General features: G+C 52.6%; 18 protein-coding genes. 7 read left to right on the top strand and 11 right to left on the bottom strand.

The window, feature by feature from the left end; all coding sequences use genetic code 11:
- Window positions 1–3: 3 nt before the first annotated feature.
- The 9 genes from ynjE to xthA form a co-directional block, all read right to left on the bottom strand.
- Window positions 4–1311 (bottom strand): thiosulfate sulfurtransferase YnjE, encoded by a 1308-nt coding sequence (gene ynjE, locus A9180_RS13275; RefSeq protein ID WP_064529186.1) that lies wholly within the window; start codon window positions 1309–1311, stop codon window positions 4–6.
- A gap of 66 nt (window positions 1312–1377) precedes the next feature.
- A complete protein-coding gene (locus A9180_RS13270) occupies window positions 1378–2031 on the bottom strand; it encodes an ATP-binding cassette domain-containing protein (protein ID WP_064529185.1) in 654 nt (217 codons plus the stop codon).
- On the bottom strand, window positions 2031–3566 hold the full coding sequence (locus tag A9180_RS13265) for an ABC transporter permease subunit (protein ID WP_064529184.1): 1536 nt from the start codon (window positions 3564–3566) through the stop codon (window positions 2031–2033). The genes A9180_RS13270 and A9180_RS13265 overlap by 1 nt, the downstream gene beginning before the upstream one ends.
- A complete protein-coding gene (locus A9180_RS13260; protein ID WP_064529183.1) occupies window positions 3539–4705 on the bottom strand; it encodes an ABC transporter substrate-binding protein in 1167 nt (388 codons plus the stop codon). The genes A9180_RS13265 and A9180_RS13260 overlap by 28 nt, the downstream gene beginning before the upstream one ends.
- A 9-nt stretch (window positions 4706–4714) precedes the next feature.
- Window positions 4715–5263, bottom strand: coding sequence for a carboxymuconolactone decarboxylase family protein (locus A9180_RS13255; protein WP_064529182.1), 549 nt, complete (start codon window positions 5261–5263; stop codon window positions 4715–4717).
- Complete coding sequence (locus A9180_RS13250) at window positions 5263–5970, bottom strand: TVP38/TMEM64 family protein (protein WP_064529181.1); 708 nt, start codon at window positions 5968–5970, stop codon at window positions 5263–5265. The genes A9180_RS13255 and A9180_RS13250 overlap by 1 nt, the downstream gene beginning before the upstream one ends.
- A 15-nt stretch (window positions 5971–5985) precedes the next feature.
- Window positions 5986–6663, bottom strand: coding sequence for a lipoprotein YdjY (ydjY, locus tag A9180_RS13245; RefSeq protein ID WP_064529180.1), 678 nt, complete (start codon window positions 6661–6663; stop codon window positions 5986–5988).
- A 4-nt stretch (window positions 6664–6667) separates the two neighbouring features.
- Window positions 6668–7378: a TVP38/TMEM64 family protein gene (locus tag A9180_RS13240; RefSeq protein WP_064529179.1), complete on the bottom strand. Its 711-nt coding sequence runs from the start codon at window positions 7376–7378 to the stop codon at window positions 6668–6670.
- Between the two features lie 167 nt (window positions 7379–7545).
- Window positions 7546–8352: an exodeoxyribonuclease III gene (xthA, locus tag A9180_RS13235; RefSeq protein WP_064529178.1), complete on the bottom strand. Its 807-nt coding sequence runs from the start codon at window positions 8350–8352 to the stop codon at window positions 7546–7548.
- Between the two features lie 444 nt (window positions 8353–8796).
- Between xthA and astC the strand changes: the two genes are divergently transcribed.
- The 7 genes from astC (at window position 8797) to ves (ending at window position 16411) form a co-directional block, all read left to right on the top strand.
- Complete coding sequence (gene astC, locus A9180_RS13230; protein WP_064529177.1) at window positions 8797–10017, top strand: succinylornithine/acetylornithine transaminase; 1221 nt, start codon at window positions 8797–8799, stop codon at window positions 10015–10017.
- On the top strand, window positions 10014–11048 hold the full coding sequence (gene astA / locus A9180_RS13225) for an arginine N-succinyltransferase (RefSeq protein ID WP_064529176.1): 1035 nt from the start codon (window positions 10014–10016) through the stop codon (window positions 11046–11048). The genes astC and astA overlap by 4 nt, the downstream gene beginning before the upstream one ends.
- Complete coding sequence (gene astD, locus A9180_RS13220; protein ID WP_064529175.1) at window positions 11045–12523, top strand: succinylglutamate-semialdehyde dehydrogenase; 1479 nt, start codon at window positions 11045–11047, stop codon at window positions 12521–12523. The genes astA and astD overlap by 4 nt, the downstream gene beginning before the upstream one ends.
- Window positions 12520–13863, top strand: a complete 1344-nt coding sequence (astB, locus tag A9180_RS13215; RefSeq protein ID WP_064529174.1) for an N-succinylarginine dihydrolase — start codon at window positions 12520–12522, stop codon at window positions 13861–13863. Before astD ends, astB begins: the two co-directional genes overlap by 4 nt.
- Window positions 13856–14827 carry a succinylglutamate desuccinylase gene (gene astE / locus A9180_RS13210; RefSeq protein ID WP_064529173.1) on the top strand — a complete coding sequence of 324 codons (972 nt, stop codon included), beginning with the start codon at window positions 13856–13858 and terminating at the stop codon, window positions 14825–14827. The genes astB and astE overlap by 8 nt, the downstream gene beginning before the upstream one ends.
- A 325-nt stretch (window positions 14828–15152) precedes the next feature.
- Window positions 15153–15638 (top strand): ATP-independent periplasmic protein-refolding chaperone Spy, encoded by a 486-nt coding sequence (gene spy, locus A9180_RS13205; protein ID WP_064529172.1) that lies wholly within the window; start codon window positions 15153–15155, stop codon window positions 15636–15638.
- A gap of 197 nt (window positions 15639–15835) precedes the next feature.
- Window positions 15836–16411, top strand: coding sequence for an environmental stress-induced protein Ves (ves, locus tag A9180_RS13200; protein ID WP_064529171.1), 576 nt, complete (start codon window positions 15836–15838; stop codon window positions 16409–16411).
- Here the strand turns inward: ves and cho are convergent.
- Together cho and nadE are read right to left on the bottom strand one after the other, a co-directional pair.
- Window positions 16371–17258 (bottom strand): excinuclease Cho, encoded by an 888-nt coding sequence (cho, locus tag A9180_RS13195; protein WP_064529170.1) that lies wholly within the window; start codon window positions 17256–17258, stop codon window positions 16371–16373. The two genes, ves and cho, sit on opposite strands and share 41 nt — an antisense overlap.
- Before the next feature lie 229 nt (window positions 17259–17487).
- Window positions 17488–18315 carry an ammonia-dependent NAD(+) synthetase gene (gene nadE / locus A9180_RS13185; protein WP_064529168.1) on the bottom strand — a complete coding sequence of 276 codons (828 nt, stop codon included), beginning with the start codon at window positions 18313–18315 and terminating at the stop codon, window positions 17488–17490.
- Window positions 18316–18340: the final 25 nt, after the last annotated feature.

The raw sequence follows: 18340 nt of genomic DNA, 5'->3' as shown, positions 1-18340 counted from the left end.
CCGTTATTTGCTACTGTCCGGGCCGCGATCACCTGTTGCTATCGGGTTTTTCGGGTCGCTACTCCATTCGTACCAACCACCGTCATATACGGAGACGTTGTTCCAGCCCATTGCGCGCGCATACATAAAGGTTTCTGAGGCGCGCCAGCCGGTGCCGCAGTAGAACGAGACTTGTTGATCTGGCCGGATATTCCATTCTTTCCACATTGCCGCGACGTCATCGGCAGTACGCATGGTGCCGTCTGGGTTATGGAAATCTTCCATATGCGTTGAGTCGCTGCCCGCATGACCCCAGCGTGCGCCCGGAATGTCACCTTTTGGCTTGATGTAGTCATAGCCGCTGGTGGTGCCGATAAATTCCGCCCAGGAGCGTACGCTGACCAGTGAGGCATCCTGGCGATGCAACAGACCACGCGCCTGTTCCATATCGAGCATCAGTTGCGGTTGCGCCGGGATTTTCACGCCGAAATCCGGTTCCGGTTTCACTTTCGGTGGCGTACCGCGCTCAACGGGCAGGCCTGCGTCGGACCAGGTTTGCCAGCCGCCATCCAGAAGGCGCACATCTTTCACGCCTGCATAAAGCATAATCTGCGCCACACGCGCTGCCGCGTATACGTCACGCCCGTACAGAATGACCGTGGTGTCATGGCGAATGCCGTGTTTTGCCAGCATCGCTTTTAGTTGTTCATCAGAAACTTTATTCCACAGCGGTTCGCTTTCCACTTCGTTGGTATCGATGTAATCAGCGCCGGGAATATGGCTGATAAGGTAAAACTTTGGCGCGCCCCAGGCTGCTTCGATCACTTTCCAGTCACCGGCAGGTTTCGCCGTAACGTCTTTACCTTGTTGTAGGTCATGCAGCCATTGCGGATAAACCAGCTGCTCAAAGTGAGGCAGTTTTTGCAGACGGGAAGGTTCGTTTAGCGCGTCACTCAGGATGGAGATATGCGTAAAGCCTGCTTTTTGCAGTCGCGTTTTGACGGCTTCGACGTCTTTGTCAGTACCGTATAACGCCACCGGGGCATCGGTTTTCAGGTTATGTTGCTTGATCCACGCGTTGAGCTGTTCGGCGCTCATTTTGTCGAGCCAGCTAGCAGAAAGGTTTAAGGCGGCAGGTTCATGACCGGAGGGGCCATTTAGGGTTTGTGGCCAGCCGTTATAAAATGCGCTGGGGCGAGTATCAATCGCTTTGCCATTTTGTTGTTGAAGCTGGTCAAGTGTAAGAGGCTTCGCCAGTTCAGCGGCCCACGAAGAAGCGCAAGCCAGCCCTAAAGCCATTGCCAGCGCGGTCATTTGAGAAACACGTTTCATCGAAAATCCCGACATTGTAGTTTTGAGTGCGCCATTCTGAACTGGCGCATGAGGAAAAACTTTGCGTTATCGCAGTTTGTTGTAATTTTCTGACCATTGCGTCATATCCAGCACGGGACTATCGGCAGGAACATCCTGAAGATCGTGGGTGACCTGAACGACCGGGATCGCCAGTTCGCGAACTTCATTGAATACCCACTGACGAAAATTATCGCGCAGAGCCACGTCAAGACGGCTGAACGGTTCATCCAGTAGCAACGCTTTTGGCTGGGCGAGAAGGGCGCGTAGCAGAGCAACGCGCGCTCGCTGACCGCCAGACAAAGTGGCGGGATCCTGATGGAAAGCTCCGCCAAGGCCTGCCCGCTCAAGTGCATCATTCACGGCATTACGTCGAGCATTCCCTTTGAGTGTCGCCGGTAGCGCCAGCAGTAAATTTTGTCCGACGCTGAACTGGTCAAATAACAGTGCATCCTGGAAAAGAATACCCATATGACGCCGGGCTGTGGGCTGGGTATCGATACGTTGATCATTGAGCCATAGCTCACCTGTACAAGAAAATTGCCCGGCTAGTGAACCAATCATCCATGAAAACAGAGAAGACTTACCACAGCCTGAAGGACCCATTAACGTGACAATGTCACCTTTATTGACTGTAAAGTTAACGTTTTCCAGTAAACAGGTTTCAGGCAAACGCAGCGAAACATCTTTCACGCAGAGCATTAGCGGAGTCCTTGTCTGATAAAACCTACCCATTTCGCAAGCAGGGCGGTCAGGGCAAAAATAATAAGCGGTGATAGCAGTTGCCACAGGGCCTGAGCGGCGAGGATGCTGTTACTACCGCCGCTACTTAACGCTACCGCTTCGGTGGTTAGCGTCGGGAAACGCCCGGCGCCCAGCCACAGCGTTGGCATATATTGCGCAATACTCACTGAAAATCCGACAGCGAAGGCAATCAGCGCAGGGCGCAGCATTAGCGGGCATTTCGCGTAAAAGAAGATTTTGGCCCGTGACCACCCCAGCGTTTGCGCAATCAATATTAATCGTGAATCGATGCGCCGCCAGGCCGGTTGCAGGATGAACAGCATCCAGGGCATTACCCACAGCAGATGCCCCCAGACCACCGCCGTCCAGCTTCCATCCTGGTTCAGCCATAGCGCCAGCGTGTACTGGCCCGCCACTAGCGGCAGTGCCGGTAATAAAATGGGCACCCATAGCCACAACTGGCGACGCTGTGGCCCCCATTCCAGCCACAGCAGTAATAGAAGCAAAGCGATGAATGTCGCCACCAGTCCCATCGTCAGGCTGTTGAGAAGCGCTTCATTATTGATCGTCGACTGATCCGCGAGGATCGATAGCAGAATCACACAGAGTACGCCAGTAAATGGTAACAACTTAGCCAGCATCATCCCGGGCAACAAAGGTGTAGCTGGCTTGCGAATGCCATCTTCCTGGGGGATCATGCGTCGCCAGGCGCGCCACAACAGATAACCAGGCAAAACGTAAGCGGCGAGTAACAGCATCAGCAGTAGGCTGGCGAGCGCGCCTTTTGTCTGTTGGTCAATATCGCCCTGGGTTAACCACTGCCAGCTAATTACCGCCAGCGTCGGTGGATTACCTGGACCAAGAATAATCGCCACATCCACGACCGACAACGACCATGCCACAATCGCCAGCATCGCCATTGCCAGCGCAGGCGCGACGGAGGGCAACAACAGCCAGTTCAGACATTGCCAGCGGCTGTAGCCCAGCGAATCCAGTACAATAACTTGCTGCATCAGGCGTTTTTCACTCAGTGCTGCCGATAAGATCCACAGCAGAAATGCGCTTTCTTTCACTGCCAGGGTGAAACCCAGACCAATACCCAATTTGTCCATTGGCGTGGTGAAATACGGGAAATAGTCATACAGCAACCCTCCGTCAGCAAAGAGCAGAAGAACGCTGGTGGCAAAAGCCACGTGGGGGATGGCGAGCAGCCACGGCAGACGGGCGCACAGATGCAGCCATTTTGCGCCAGGCCACAGCGCGACAATCACCAGCAGGGCAATAAACAAAGCGCCGACCGCGGCGATAGTCGTCGACACCAGCGTCGCCAGTAATGCCTGCGGTAACTGCGGGTCGGCAAATAACGCCTGCCAGTGCGTCAGCGACAAGGCAGGCGTTATCAGCGTGAAAGCCGACGGAACCAGCGGTGCGTAAATCACCGCCATCACCACCCACAGCAAAAAAATTAATGCGTACCGTAACGGCGTAGCCATTCTTGTTCCAGCGCATTTACCCAACCTGCGTGCGGTTCCGCCAGTACCGGCGGCAGATCCTGCGGCATTCTTGATTGCAATGTTTCACGCTGCCCGGCAGACAGTTTTTGCGGATCGAGAACAGAAGGATCGCCCCAGACAGCGGGATCTGCTTTACGCAGTTGCGCTTCTGGTGAGAGCAGGAAGTTGGCGACGACCTTCGCCGCAGCACTGGCATTAGCGTTGGCAGGAATGGTGACGAAATGCACGTTGCCAATCATTCCCTCGCTAAAGCCAAAACTGTAACTACTGGCTGGCAAATCGCCGCTGGCGATTTTTTGTTGCGCATGAGCAGGATTAAAGGTCAGCGACAGGCGCAATGTGCCGGATTTCAGCAGAGTATCCATTCGCGCGGGCGAGGGGGGGAAATCCTTTCCTTCGCGCCATAAATACGGATGCAACGCATCAAGATATTGCCAAAGAGACGCAGTGATACGGGCGAAAGTCGCATCGTCCGGCGCTTCTTTTAATGCTGCGGGGTCTGGCGTCAGCATAATCAGCAGCTGTTCAAGAAACGCGGTGCCGGTAAAGTCCGGTGGGCGCGGATAAGTCACCGTGCCGGGATTGGCTTTAGCATATTCCAGTAAGGCTTGCAGTGTTTGTGGCGGCTGTGGCGTAACATCGCGGCGGGCGATAAACGTCAGTTGCGCGCCGCCCCAGGGCGATTCAGCGCCTTCTGTAGGCACAGAAAAATCTTCCCTCACAGGCAGTTGAGTGTCGACATAGCGCCAGTTGGGTAGTGTTTCCGCCCACTCGGTTTGCAGTAAGTTAGCCTCTTTTAAGGTGCGGAAGTTTTCGCCGTTTACCCAGAGTAGATCCACCGAGCCGCCCGTTTTTCGTCCAGCAGTGGCTTCTGTCTGAATGCGTTTCACTGCGTCCGCGGCATCAGCCAGACGGACAATCTTCAGGTTTATATCGTAATGGGTTTTCATCTCGCCGCTAACCCAGTCGAGATAGCGGTTAATCGCGGTGTCGCCGCCCCAGGCGTTAAACCAGACGGTTTCCCCTTTGGCTTCGTTTTTAATTTCCTGCCAGTCGTTCGCATGCGTTGTTAAAGAAAACAGCGATAACAATCCCAGCAACCACACACAATGGCGCATCATCTCTCCTTAAGAACGTTTTTCAGGAAGTCGGCACAGGCCCTGGGCAGGAATGGCCATGGCAGAATTAAAACGAGCCGACAGGTTTTGTAAGCCGATCAGCGCCGTCAGTTCGGTGAGCGCCTGAGCGTCAAAATGGGCAGCCAGTCGGGTGCGCAGGGCATCATCGACCGTTGGTGGCGTAACGCTGGCGGCTTCGGCATATTCCAGCGCCAGCCGTTCTTCGTCGCTGAAGAGTGGGCTTTGCCGCCACTCAGCCACCGCCAGCAGTTTGTCAGTGCTGCCGGTACGCTCCGCGACTTTCATGCTAGTGATATCCACACAAAACTCACACAAGCACATTTGCGCAATACGCGCACTGACAAGCGAACGCACCACCGGATCGAGCGGTGAGCGTTTGCGCTCCAGCCAGCCGACAAACATCGACACCAGATAAAAGATAAACGGAATTCGCCCCCACCAGCGAATAGGACTTAGCACCTCGCCGTAATGGCGACGATGCAGCCACGCCTGCGGCCGTAAAATTAAAGGAATTTTGTTAAGCGGCGGTAACCCCATCAGGCATTCCTCTTCTGGCGCTCATGCCAAATTTTTTTCGCCATAAAAACCACCACGCTCAGGGCAAACAGAATAAACAACCCGGTGACAAACCAGAATGTACCGCCCGTTAACATGCTACCCGCCCAGGAATAGACAATGGTCGCCGGTAACTGACCAAGCCCGGTGGCGATAAAAAACTGGCGAAAACGTATTGAAGTCAAACCGGCAGCATAGCTGATTGGATCGAAAGGGACAAAAGGCAATAACCGGCAGACCAGAATGGTGTGTTTGCCATAGCGGGTAAAAAAGCCGTCCATGCTGTCGAGTACCGTTTTACCGGTTAACTTTTCCACCACTTCACGGCCCATTACTCTGGCGATAAAGAAGCACAGCGCCGCGCCGGCCATCGAACTGGTCCACGACAGCAAACCGCCCCAGAACGCACCAAAAAGTGATGCGTTAGCAAAAGTAATCAGGAACGCGGGTAGCGGCGCGGCAATGGCCTGCAAAATCATCAAAAAGAATGAGACGACAGCCGCCTGCGCGCCGTAAGACTGAATAAAACGTTCAATACCCTGTTGGTCCACGGCGGCAAACGCCGCAACGCTGTGATTGATAAAATCATGAACGCCGGGTAGCAGCGCCCATGCGAGCAGCGTAGCGAACAACAGGATGATGATGGTGGCACGGTAGTACCAGATTTTACGCGATTGCATCTTCATCATCCTTAATCAAGGTTGTTATTCGGCGATTTTAAAGGTAACCGTTGCCAGCGTGTTATCTGCCGGGAGAACCGACGCATTGCCTTTGAATTTCACTTCGCTGCGTTTTTCGACCGCACCATAAGTGTATGTCGCATTGCTGACGATACCGACCGGGCAGCTATCCAGACATACCAGGCATCCTGTTTTTTTCTCTTCCGCCGCCGCTAAGTTACCACCAAAGCGCATGTCCAGTTTTTTACCGTTACTATCGACAATCACGTCATCGAAGGAATACGCTTTTGCCGCTCCTTGCCAGTTAACCGAAATATCCAGTTTGCTGCCTGCGACGTGAGTCGTTTCTTTATTATCCATCGTCATGTTTTCGCCAGGCGTACCACCGGCCTGCTTCAGGGCTTCATAAAATGCTTTCGGCGTGGCATAACCCATAAACAGTGATTTATGTCCGTTGGAGCCATCTTTAAACACAATGCCGTGGCGGGTATCGTCGGTGAGGAAACGCCCATTAATTTGCACCAGCATGGTTACCGTATGGTTATTTGCATCGACACGTAGCGGCTGGCTGTCCGAAAGCCCGTCGTATTCCACTTTTACCGCCGTACTCTCTTTTTGATCGCAGCCACTCAGCCCCGCAACGGCCAGTAAACACAGTGCAGCCAGTCCTTTTTTCCATGACACTGAATAATGTTGCAACATCGTTCTATCCTTCATTTTTAGGGTGAGTGAGTGGGCTGTGGCGCGAAGCAGACAGATCCACGTGTTTGTGACGAGCGTAGAGTTTGGCAAGCTGGACGAGAATAAACAGCGCCAGGCCAGCCAGACAGAGTTGTAAAATAAAGCGCAGCGTAATGCCTTCACGGGCGAGATCGCTCGCCATCACGGTATAAATCACTATTCCCGGCAGAGTGGTTAATGCCGAAATAAGGGTATAAGGCCAGAAGGCGATGGCGGTTAATCCGTAAGCGTAATTTTGAATATTGTAAGGAAACAGCGGGATTAAGCGGGTCAGAATAAGAAAATCGATACCGTTACGCGTAATGCCTTTTTCAATGGCCTGAAAAGTGTGGCTATGACCGACGTATTTCAGCAGTAAATCACGCCCCAGAAAGCGCGCCAACAGGAACGAGCAGGATGAGGCCAGCGTGGCGGCAATTAACGAAAGTAGCGTTCCTGTTAGCGGACCAAAAACTATTCCACCGGCGATCACCAGTACGCTACCCGGTAACAGAAACAGGGTGGCGATGATAAATAACAGAATATAGAGGCTATAACCGAAAAATCCGCTCTGGCGAATGAGTGTCTGTAAGTGGGGTAAATCGGTGAGCAGATCGAATAAACCGAAAGCATGGATAGCGTAAATTATCAGTGCAAAAAACAGACAGGCAATAATAAATTTACGCTCAGCGTTCATCGTGGAGTTTCCTATATCAAACTTGATAATAGAGAAGTGGTCAGACAACTAAAAAACGCAGTGACGGTATAACAAAGGACGGCGGGCAACAAATCATTACTGACAGTTTGTTGATTTTTCTCAAGGTTAATTCTCCTGACCCAGTGCGAGCCAGGAGAACGGAGAAATTAGCGGCGGAAGGTGGCCCAGACAGGGGCGTGATCTGACGGTTTTTCCATACTGCGGATTTCATAGTCGATGCCAGTTTCTACGCAGCATGCGGCCAGCGGCTGGCTGGCAAGTAGCAGGTCGATACGCAGACCACGGTTATCGTCAAAACCTTTTGAGCGGTAATCAAACCATGAGAAACGATCTGCTGTTTCCGGATTCGCATGGCGGAAGGTATCCACCAGCCCCCAACTCATCAGTCTGTCCATCCATTCGCGTTCTTCTGGCAGGAAAGAACATTTACCGGTACGCAGCCAGCGTTTGCGGTTCTCTTCACCAATGCCGATATCGAGATCTGTAGGGCTGATATTCATATCGCCCATAATCAGTACCGGATTATCACGTTTGAGTTCGGTTTCCAGGTAGTTTTGCAGGTTCTGGTAAAACTGTGCTTTAGCCGGGAATTTTATGGGGTGGTCGCGGCTTTCGCCCTGCGGGAAGTAGCCGTTGATCACGGTGACATTACCCAGCGGTGAGGGAATTTCCGCCATAATAATACGCCGTTGTGCCTCTTCGCCGTCGCCAGGAAAGCCACGACGCACGGCAATCGGCGTCTCTTTGGTCAACAGCGCCACACCGTAATGGCCTTTCTGCCCGTGATAAAACACGTTGTAGCCGAGCTTTGCCACATCTTCGAGCGGAAACATATCATCATGAACTTTTGTCTCCTGCAGGCCAATCACATCAGGCTGGTGCTTGTCGACGATAGCTTCAAGCTGGTGTGGTCTGGCGCGCAGGCCGTTGATATTAAAAGAGACAAATTTCATAGTCGCTGCCATTTATTCTGATAATGAGTGCGTGGATGTTAGCAGAAATTCGTCTGACTTACTGCCTGTTGTTAAGTGATTTGATCGATGGTTGTTAATGATGTCAACGATGGCGCAGAAAATGCCCGCTTTTGGTGCGAGTTGCGTCAGAATGGCGCAGCAATTTCCAGTAAATTTCGTCAATGATCACAATTCCAGAATTATATTTTACTGCTGCATAACATTTCGTTTTTTATTCTTTTTATTCATCTGTATCGCAAACGTATTCACTTTATATGCACTTCAGGTGCATATCGCTGGGTTGTAACGTCTTGATTTCCAGTTAACTGCCGCCGTTTATGCAATTTTTCACTGGCTGGCACGAACCCTGCAATCTACATTTATAGTGCAAACATTACTTATTATTAACATATAAATAACTATTTATTTACCGTAGGGGTCGCTATGTCTCAGCCAATTACGCGTGAAAACTTTGATGAATGGATGATACCTGTTTACGCTCCGGCGCCGTTTATACCGGTACGTGGCGAAGGTTCGCGCTTGTGGGATCAGCAGGGAAAAGAGTATATCGACTTCGCGGGGGGCATAGCGGTAAATGCACTGGGTCATGCGCATCCGGAACTGCGCGAGGCGCTGAACGAACAGGCGAGTAAGTTCTGGCATACCGGCAATGGTTACACTAACGAACCGGTACTGCGACTGGCGAAAAAATTAATCGACGCCACTTTTGCCGAGCGCGTCTTCTTTTGTAACTCCGGCGCGGAAGCCAACGAAGCGGCCCTGAAACTGGCGCGTAAATTCGCCCACGACCGCTACGGCAGCCATAAGAGCGGTATTGTGGCGTTTAAAAATGCGTTTCACGGTCGCACGCTATTTACCGTCAGCGCGGGCGGACAGCCAGCCTATTCACAGGATTTTGCGCCACTGCCGCCGGATATCCGTCATGCTGCGTATAACGATCTCAATTCTGCCAGTGCGCTGATTGACGACGCCACCTGTGCGGTGATTGTCGAGCCCATCCAGGGGGAAGGCGGTGTGGTGCCAGCCAGCAACGCGTTTTTACAAGGTCTGCGTGAATTGTGTGACCGCCACAATGCATTGCTGATTTTTGATGAAGTACAAACGGGCGTCGGGCGCACAGGGGAACTGTATGCCTATATGCACTACGGTGTAACGCCTGATCTGTTGACTACCGCCAAAGCGCTGGGCGGCGGTTTCCCCGTTGGCGCTCTGTTGGCAACCGAAGAGTGCGGCCGCGTGATGACCGTTGGCACCCACGGCACCACCTATGGCGGCAATCCGCTGGCATCGGCGGTGGCGGGTAAAGTACTTGATCTCATCAACACGCCAGAAATGCTTAACGGTGTTAAGCAGCGTCATGACTGGTTTGTTGAACGTCTTAATACCATTAATCACCGCTGCGGTTTGTTCAGTGAAATTCGCGGCTTAGGTCTGCTGATTGGCTGTGTGCTGAATGCGGATTACGCCGGGCAAGCGAAACAAATTTCTCAGGAGGCGGCGAAAACGGGCGTGATGGTGCTTATTGCTGGCGGCAATGTGGTGCGTTTTGCTCCGGCACTGAATGTCAGCGAAGAAGAGGTGACGACCGGACTGGATCGCTTTACGGTGGCTTGCGAACGCTTTGTGAGTGGAGGTTCATCATGATGGTCATCCGTCCCGTTGAGCGCTCAGATGTCTCGGCGTTAATGCAGCTTGCCAGCAAAACGGGCGGCGGTCTGACGTCGCTTCCCGCCAATGAAGCCACGCTTTTGGCACGTATCGAAAGGGCCATCAAAACCTGGCAGGGCGAACTGCCCAAAAGCGAGCAGGGCTATGTGTTCGTGCTGGAAGAGAGTGAGACAGGGACTGTGGCAGGGATTTGCGCTATTGAGGTGGCTGTCGGGCTGAACGATCCCTGGTATAACTATCGTGTCGGCACACTGGTCCACGCCTCAAAAGAGCTGAATGTCTATAACGCATTGCCGACGCTGTTTCTCAGTAACGATCACACCGGCAGCAGCGAGCTGTGTACCTTGTTTCTCGACCCGGAGTGGCGCAAAGAGGGCAACGGCTATTTGCTGTCGAAATCGCGCTTTATGTTTATGGCGGCCTTTCGCGACAAGTTTAACGACAAAGTGGTTGCCGAAATGCGCGGGGTGATTGACGAACACGGCTATTCACCGTTCTGGCAAAGCCTCGGTAAACGCTTCTTTTCGATGGATTTTAGCCGCGCTGATTTTCTCTGCGGCACCGGGCAAAAGGCGTTTATCGCTGAACTGATGCCAAAACATCCGATCTATACGGACTTTTTATCCCAGGAAGCGCAGGACGTTATCGGCCAGGTGCATCCGCAAACTGCGCCCGCGCGGGCGGTGCTGGAAAAAGAGGGCTTTCGCTACCGCAACTATATCGACATCTTCGACGGCGGGCCGACGCTGGAGTGTGACATTGACCGCGTTCGCGCTATCCGCAAAAGTCGGCTGGTGGAAGTAGCCGAAGGACAACCTGCACAGAGCGATTTTCCGGCTTGCCTCGTCGCCAATGAAAATTATCACCATTTCCGCGTGTTGCTGGTGCGTGCCGATCCGGCGACCGAACGTTTGATATTAACCGCCGCACAACTGGATGCCCTCAAATGCCACGCCGGGGATCACGTTCGACTGGTGCGCCTGTGCGCAGAGGAGAAAACAGCATGACTTTATGGATTAACGGTGACTGGGTGACGGGCCTGGGTGCACTGCGCGTGAAGCGTAATCCGGTAACTGGCGAGGTGTTATGGCAGGGCAATGATGCCGAGGCCGCTCAGGTAGAGCTGGCTTGTCGGGCCGCTCGTGCAGCGTTTCCACGTTGGGCGCAGCTCTCCTTTGGCGATCGTCAGGTAAGAGTTGAACGATTTGCCGCACTGCTGGAAAGCAATAAAGCCGAATTAACGGCGATTATTGCCAGAGAAACGGGTAAGCCGCGCTGGGAAGCGGCAACCGAAGTGACGGCGATGATTAATAAGATCGCTATATCAATCAAGGCGTATCACGTTCGCACGGGAGAGCAGCGTAGTGAAATGCCGGATGGAGCGGCGAGCTTGCGCCATCGTCCACACGGCGTGCTGGCGGTGTTTGGACCGTACAATTTCCCCGGTCACCTGCCTAACGGGCATATTGTTCCGGCGCTGCTGGCAGGCAACACGGTAATCTTTAAACCCAGCGAACTGACACCCTGGAGCGGCGAGGCAGTAATGCGTTTATGGCAGCAGGCTGGCTTGCCGTCGGGCGTGCTGAACCTGGTCCAGGGCGGGCGCGAAACCGGCCAGGCACTCAGTGCGCTGGAGGATCTCGACGGTTTGCTGTTTACTGGTAGCGCCAATACCGGCTACCAGCTACATCGCCAGCTTTCCGGTCAGCCGGAAAAAATCCTCGCCCTCGAAATGGGCGGTAATAACCCGCTGATTATTGATGACGTGGTAGATGTCGACGCCGCTGTCCATCTGACTATCCAGTCGGCATTTGTCACCGCGGGGCAACGCTGTACCTGCGCCCGCCGTTTATTGGTGAAAAGCGGGGCGCAGGGCGATGCGTTTCTTGCTCGCCTTGTTGTCGTCAGCCAGCGGTTAATGCCGGGGAACTGGGATGACGAACCGCAACCGTTTATTGGCGGGCTGATTTCTGAACAGGCCGCACAGCAGGTTGTCACTGCCTGGCAGGAACTGGAAGCATTGGGCGGGAAAACGCTGCTTGCACCACGTTTGCTACGAGCGGGAACATCGCTTCTGACGCCAGGGATCGTTGAAATGACGGGCGTTTCAGGCGTGCAGGATGAAGAAGTGTTTGGGCCGCTACTTCGCGTATGGCGTTATGACACCTTTGATGGCGCGATAAAGATGGCGAATAACACCCGCTTTGGCCTCTCTTGTGGGCTGGTTTCCCCAAAACGGGAAAAGTTCGAGCAACTGTTACTGGAAGCGCGGGCAGGGATTGTTAACTGGAACAAACCGCTTACCGGAGCCGCCAGTACCGCACCATTCGGTGGCATTGGCGCTTCCGGCAACCATCGCCCCAGTGCCTGGTATGCGGCGGATTATTGTGCCTGGCCGATGGCAAGCCTGGAGTCAGACTCGTTAACGTTGCCTGCGACGCTTAACCCCGGTCTGGATTTTTCCGATGAGGTGGTGCGATGAACGCCTGGGAAGTCAATTTCGACGGACTGGTGGGGCTGACGCACCATTACGCGGGCCTGTCGTTTGGTAATCAAGCCTCCACCAGCCACCGTTTTCAGGTATCTAACCCACGACTGGCAGCGAAGCAGGGCTTACTAAAAATGAAAACCCTTGCCGATGTGGGATTTCCCCAGGCGGTGATCCCACCGCACGAGCGTCCGTTTATTCCGGTGCTGCGTCAGCTGGGCTTCAGCGGCAGCGATGAGCAGGTACTGGAAAAGGTTGCCCGCCAGGCACCACACTGGCTTTCCAGCGTCAGTTCAGCATCGCCAATGTGGGTAGCGAATGCGGCCACGGTAGCGCCATCCGCCGATACGCTGGATGGCAAAGTGCATTTCACGGTCGCCAACCTGAACAATAAATTTCACCGTTCGCTGGAAGCACCGATTACCGAATCGCTGTTAAACGCCATTTTTAACGATAAAGAGAAATTCACCGTCCATTCGGCGTTGCCACAGGTCGCGTTGCTCGGTGACGAAGGGGCGGCAAATCACAATCGTCTTGGCGGTCATTACGGCGAACCCGGTATGCAAATTTTTGTTTACGGGCGAGAAGAGGGTAACGGTTCGCGGCCTTCCCGATATCCGGCGCGGCAGACCCGCGAAGCCAGCGAGGCGGTAGCCAGGCTGAATCAGGTTAATCCGCAGCAGGTTATTTTCGCCCAGCAAAACCCGGACGTTATCGACCAGGGCGTCTTTCATAATGATGTCATTGCCGTAAGCAACCGCCAGCTGCTGTTTTGCCATCAGCAGGCATTTGCTCGCCAGGCACAGTTACTGGCAAACCTGCGTTCGCGGGTCAACGGTTTTACGGCGATAGAAGTTCCGGCGTCGCAGGTTTCTGTGTCAGATGCGGTGTCTACGTATTTGTTTAACAGCCAGCTGTTGAGCCGCGATGACGGCTCCATGCTGCTGGTGCTGCCGCAGGAGTGCCGGGAACACGCCGGAGTATGGCGTTATCTCAATGAACTGCTTACTGCTGACAATCCAGTCAGCGAGTTAAAAGTCTTTGATTTACGCGAAAGCATGGCAAACGGCGGTGGCCCGGCGTGCCTGCGATTGCGCGTTGTGTTGACGGAAGAAGAACGACGGGCGGTCAATCCGGCGGTGATGATGAATGATACCTTGTTTAATGCGCTTAATGACTGGGTGGATCGTTACTACCGCGATCGTCTTACCGCTGCCGATCTGGCCGACCCGCAATTGCTGCGCGAAGGGCGGGAAGCGCTGGATGCGTTGACTCAATTACTGAATCTCGGTTCAGTTTACCCGTTCCAGCGCGAGGGAGGAGGCAATGGATAATTTTCTCACCCTGACATTGGAGGGTAAAAAACCTGCCATCACCGAGAGAGAAATCAACGGTATTCGCTGGCGCTGGCTGGGGGATGGCGTGCTGGAACTGACGCCATTAACCCCACCGCAAGGCGCGTTGGTAATTTCGGCGGGGATCCACGGTAATGAAACGGCACCTGTAGAAATGCTGGACGCCCTACTTGGCGCAATTTATCACGGCGAAATTAAGTTACGCTGGCGCTTGTTGGCAATCCTTGGAAATCCCCCAGCGCTGAAGCAAGGAAAGCGCTATTGCCATAGCGATATGAACCGGATGTTTGGCGGACGCTGGCAGCAGTTTGCCGAAAGCGGCGAAACCTGTCGCGCCCGCGAGCTGGAACAGTGCCTGGAAGATTTTTATCAGCAGGGCAAAGAGTCTGTTCGCTGGCATCTTGATCTGCATACTGCTATTCGCGGTTCGTATCACCAGCGGTTTGGTGTTTTACCGCAACGAGACATTCCCTGGGACGAAAGTTTTCTGACTTGGCTGGGCGTGGCAGGGCTGGAGGCGTTGGTGTTTCATCAGGCGCCAGGCGGCACGTTTACCCATTTCAGCTGCAAACATTTTGGCGCACTGGCGTGTACGCTGGAGCTCGGCAAAGCACTGCCGTTTGGGCAAAACGATCTTCGTCAGTTTGTGCCAACCACCGATGCAATTGCTGCGCTGTTAGCAGGGGCGAGTGTCGGTAACGAGAGAAAACAGCCCCTGCGTTACCGGGTGGTTTCGCAAATTACCCGTCACTCTGCTGCCTTCGAAATGCATATGGCGAGCGAGACGCTGAATTTCACGCCATTTAAGAAAGGGACGTTATTGGCGCAGGATGGTGAGGAACGTTTTACCGTGACTCATGATATTGAATATGTGTTATTCCCCAATCCATTGGTAGCGTCAGGATTACGCGCGGGATTAATGCTGGAAAAAATAACCTGGTAATTGCCCGCAGAAAGGTTTCTGCGGGTATTTAATAACGGCTTTCGGAATAATACGGATTAATCCTGGGTGTTTGCTTTATTTATCGCCATTTATCAGGTATAGTCCTTCATAATTTCTGCAAAATCATTGTGTTGTAATATTTATTCATCACTTTTCTTCAAATTTTCTTTTTTTCTCCATAATTGGCGAAAAAGTGTTTTTTACACTTTCATTGATTTACCGTTGCTCTGATTAATTGACGCTAAACTCAGTAAAGTTAATCTCGTCAACACGGCACGCTACTAAAGAAAGCCGTAACAAATAACTGAAAGGAAGGATATAGAATATGCGTAAATTAACTGCACTGTTTGTTGCCTCTACCCTGGCTCTTGGCGCGGCTAACCTGGCCCACGCCGCTGATACCACTACCGCAGCACCGGCTGATGCGAAGCCGATGATGCACCATAAAGGCAAGTTCGGCCCGCATCATGACATGATGTTCAAAGACCTGAACCTGACCGACGCGCAGAAACAGCAGATTCGTGAAATCATGAAAGGCCAGCGTGACCAGATGAAACGTCCGCCGCTGGAAGAACGCCGCGCAATGCATGACATCATCGCCAGCGATACTTTCGACAAAGCAAAAGCTGAAGCGCAGATTGCTAAAATGGAAGAACAGCGCAAAGCTAACATGCTGGCGCACATGGAAACCCAGAACAAGATTTACAACATCCTGACGCCGGAGCAGAAAAAGCAATTTAATGCTAATTTTGAGAAGCGTCTGACAGAACGCCCTGCGGCAAAAGGTAAAATGCCTGCAACTGCTGAATAATCTTTCAGCCCAAAAACTTAAGACCGCCGGTCTTGTCCACTACCTTGCAGTAAGGCGGTGGACAGGATCGGCGGTTTTCTTTTATGCGCCTGTGCCTGTCATTTTTGCAAAAACGCTAATGTAAATCACACGAGTTGCCGATAACAATCCACGGTTGCCTGAGCGATAACAATGAAAAGAGCATGCCCGGAGCGAGTATGGAATACTTTGATATGCGTAAAATGTCGGTGAACCTGTGGCGAAACGCTGCTGGTGAAACTCGTGAGATCTGTAGCTTTCCCCCTGCGAAACGTGATTTTTACTGGCGTGCCAGCATTGCGTCCATTGCGGCCAATGGTGAATTTTCTTTATTTCCTGGGATGGAAAGATGTGTGACGCTGCTGGAAGGCGGTGAGATGCTTCTTGAAAGCGCAGATCGTTTTAGCCATACCTTAAAGCCGTTACAGCCTTTTGCTTTCGCGGCGGACCAGGTGGTAAAAGCGAAACTGACGGAAGGGCAGATGTCGATGGATTTCAACATTATGACGCGCCTGGATGCCTGTAAGGCGAAAGTCAGAATTGCCGATCGTACGTTCACCACATTTGGTTCACGCGGTGGGGTCGTGTTTGTGATTAGCGGGGCATGGCAACTGGGCGAAAAATTGTTAACCACCGACCAGGGCGCGTGCTGGTACGATGGCAAACACACCCTGCGGCTTTTGCAACCGCAAGGCAAACTGCTGTTCAGTGAAATTAACTGGCTTGCAGGCCATTCACCGGATCAAGTTCAGTAATTTCATAGCGACCGGAAAGGAGTGGTTTACAAAGAATTTTATAACCATCGTGATCGAATCCGGCGGGCGTACGGATCAACGTTGTCGCCTCTTCCAGCGAATCAACTGCCCCCAGCCACAGCCAGTTATGAATAATATGGTATTGGGTCATTTCCGGATGCTGTTCTTTCAATGCCACCGCCCCTTGCCATGGCCAGCAGATCACCCGCAAACGTTCCAGTGACTGGAGCAGACGTTGAGCATGATCTTCATGGCTCTCCTTTCCGCAGCACGCTCCGGCGCAACGTTTTAGCGCCGAACGAAAGCAAGCACGACCGCGGCTTAACGGTTCCAGCCCGAGCAGACCATAACAGAGCTTTTGTTCATCGGCGATTGTCTGTAATGCCTGTAATGCCGAGCGGCGATTGGCAAACAGGCCAAACAGGTTTGGCGCAGTAGAAAAATCCACGTCTTTGGCGTACACCACATCTACGCGCTTTTCATTCAGTTGCAGGGCGCAGAGTTGACGATTGCGGCGCAGCCGTTTATTAAACAATGGCTGTTGCTCTTTGATTAGACGCGCTTCAAGGAGCAGGGCGCCGATTTCTCCCGCGGTACACATCCAGCTAATGCGTCGGGATTGTCGCAGCATGGCCGCTTCATCCGGGGTACGTAAATGAGAAAGGACGCGGCTGCGGATGTTAACACTTTTGCCGATATAGAGCGGCATGGTGTTACTTTCGCCATGAAACAGATATACCCCTGGTCGGGTGGGTAATTCATTAAGAAATGAACGTAGATGTTCGGGATATTCGTAAATTGCCGCCGCTTCAAATTCGAGCCGCGGGGAAGTTAAACGCCGTACCACTGTTTACTCCAAATGCTGGTTATCTATCCAGTGTAGCAGGCGGGAAACGATTAAAAAAGAGGCGGGGCGATGACAAAGGTAACACCGCCTGATGCGCTATACTTATCAGGCCTACTCGACTCCTGCAATGTATTGAGTTTGCAAAGTTTTGTAGGCCGAATAAGGCGTTCACGCCGCATCCGGCATGAACAAAGTACTCTTTTTCGCACAAACTAATATGTGCAGATTATTACTTTTTCCAGAAATCATCGAAAACCGTAATTGGTGGGCGGCGTTTATGCTCGGTTTTCAGATACCAGTTCTCAATCGTTCTGGCGACCTGTTCCGGGACATTTTTCCCTTCCAGATAGTCATCGATATTCTCATACGTTACGCCGAGCGCGACTTCATCCGGCAGTGACGGGCGGTCATCTTCCAGATCGGCTGTTGGCGCCTTCTTATAGAGATGCTCAGGGCAACCTAACGCTGCCAGTAACTGTTTACCCTGGCGTTTGTTCAGACGATACAATGGGTTAATGTCTGTGCCACCATCACCATATTTCGTGAAGAATCCAGTAATGGCTTCTGCCGCATGATCGGTGCCAACCACGACGCCGTTAGTCATGCCCGCAATGCTGTATTGCGCTTTCATTCGCTCACGCGCTTTTTCATTGCCACGCACAAAATCGCTCAGTTCAATACCCGCTTCCCGCAATGCCTGTTCGCTGGCGAGTACCGCGCCCTTGATATTGACGGTTAATACGCGATCCGGCTGAATAAAGGCAATGGCGTCCTGGCAATCTTGTTCGTCGGCCTGAACACCGTAGGGCAGGCGCACGGCGATAAATTGCAGTGATTCGTTACCGGTTTCCTGGCGCAGTTCATTAATTGCCATCTGACACAGCTTACCGGCAAGGGTAGAGTCCTGACCGCCACTAATGCCGAGTACCAGTGATTTAATGAAAGGGTAGGTTTGTAGATAGCTTTTCAGAAAATCGACGCTGCGACGAATTTCCTCTTCAGCATTAATCTGCGGTTTTGCGCCCAGCGCCTTTATTATTTGTTGCTGCAATGTCATTGAACCCCTCCAGACAGAAAAATAA

Origin of the sequence: Escherichia sp. B1147 (assembly GCF_001660175.1) — a bacterium.
Taxonomy (GTDB): Bacteria; Pseudomonadota; Gammaproteobacteria; order Enterobacterales; family Enterobacteriaceae; genus Escherichia; species Escherichia whittamii.
Note: the sequence above shows the minus strand (reverse complement) of the source record. Positions and strands in the feature narration are given on the sequence as shown.

Bases quoted from the DNA above. Each gene is read 5' to 3' on its own strand.
- ves (WP_064529171.1), top strand. From the start codon at position 15,836: ATGGAATACTTTGATATGCGTAAAATGTCGGTGAACCTGTGGCGAAAC.
- spy (WP_064529172.1), top strand. From the start codon at position 15,153: ATGCGTAAATTAACTGCACTGTTTGTTGCCTCTACCCTGGCTCTTGGC.
- ydjY (WP_064529180.1), bottom strand. From the start codon at position 6,663: ATGTTGCAACATTATTCAGTGTCATGGAAAAAAGGACTGGCTGCACTG.
- A9180_RS13260 (WP_064529183.1), bottom strand. From the start codon at position 4,705: ATGCGCCATTGTGTGTGGTTGCTGGGATTGTTATCGCTGTTTTCTTTA.
- astC (WP_064529177.1), top strand. From the start codon at position 8,797: ATGTCTCAGCCAATTACGCGTGAAAACTTTGATGAATGGATGATACCT.
- A9180_RS13270 (WP_064529185.1), bottom strand. From the start codon at position 2,031: ATGCTCTGCGTGAAAGATGTTTCGCTGCGTTTGCCTGAAACCTGTTTA.
- astE (WP_064529173.1), top strand. From the start codon at position 13,856: ATGGATAATTTTCTCACCCTGACATTGGAGGGTAAAAAACCTGCCATC.
- A9180_RS13240 (WP_064529179.1), bottom strand. From the start codon at position 7,378: ATGAACGCTGAGCGTAAATTTATTATTGCCTGTCTGTTTTTTGCACTG.
- astD (WP_064529175.1), top strand. From the start codon at position 11,045: ATGACTTTATGGATTAACGGTGACTGGGTGACGGGCCTGGGTGCACTG.
- astA (WP_064529176.1), top strand. From the start codon at position 10,014: ATGATGGTCATCCGTCCCGTTGAGCGCTCAGATGTCTCGGCGTTAATG.
- ynjE (WP_064529186.1), bottom strand. From the start codon at position 1,311: ATGAAACGTGTTTCTCAAATGACCGCGCTGGCAATGGCTTTAGGGCTG.
- xthA (WP_064529178.1), bottom strand. From the start codon at position 8,352: ATGAAATTTGTCTCTTTTAATATCAACGGCCTGCGCGCCAGACCACAC.
- astB (WP_064529174.1), top strand. From the start codon at position 12,520: ATGAACGCCTGGGAAGTCAATTTCGACGGACTGGTGGGGCTGACGCAC.
- nadE (WP_064529168.1), bottom strand. From the start codon at position 18,315: ATGACATTGCAGCAACAAATAATAAAGGCGCTGGGCGCAAAACCGCAG.
- A9180_RS13265 (WP_064529184.1), bottom strand. From the start codon at position 3,566: ATGGCTACGCCGTTACGGTACGCATTAATTTTTTTGCTGTGGGTGGTG.
- A9180_RS13250 (WP_064529181.1), bottom strand. From the start codon at position 5,970: ATGATGAAGATGCAATCGCGTAAAATCTGGTACTACCGTGCCACCATC.
- A9180_RS13255 (WP_064529182.1), bottom strand. From the start codon at position 5,263: ATGGGGTTACCGCCGCTTAACAAAATTCCTTTAATTTTACGGCCGCAG.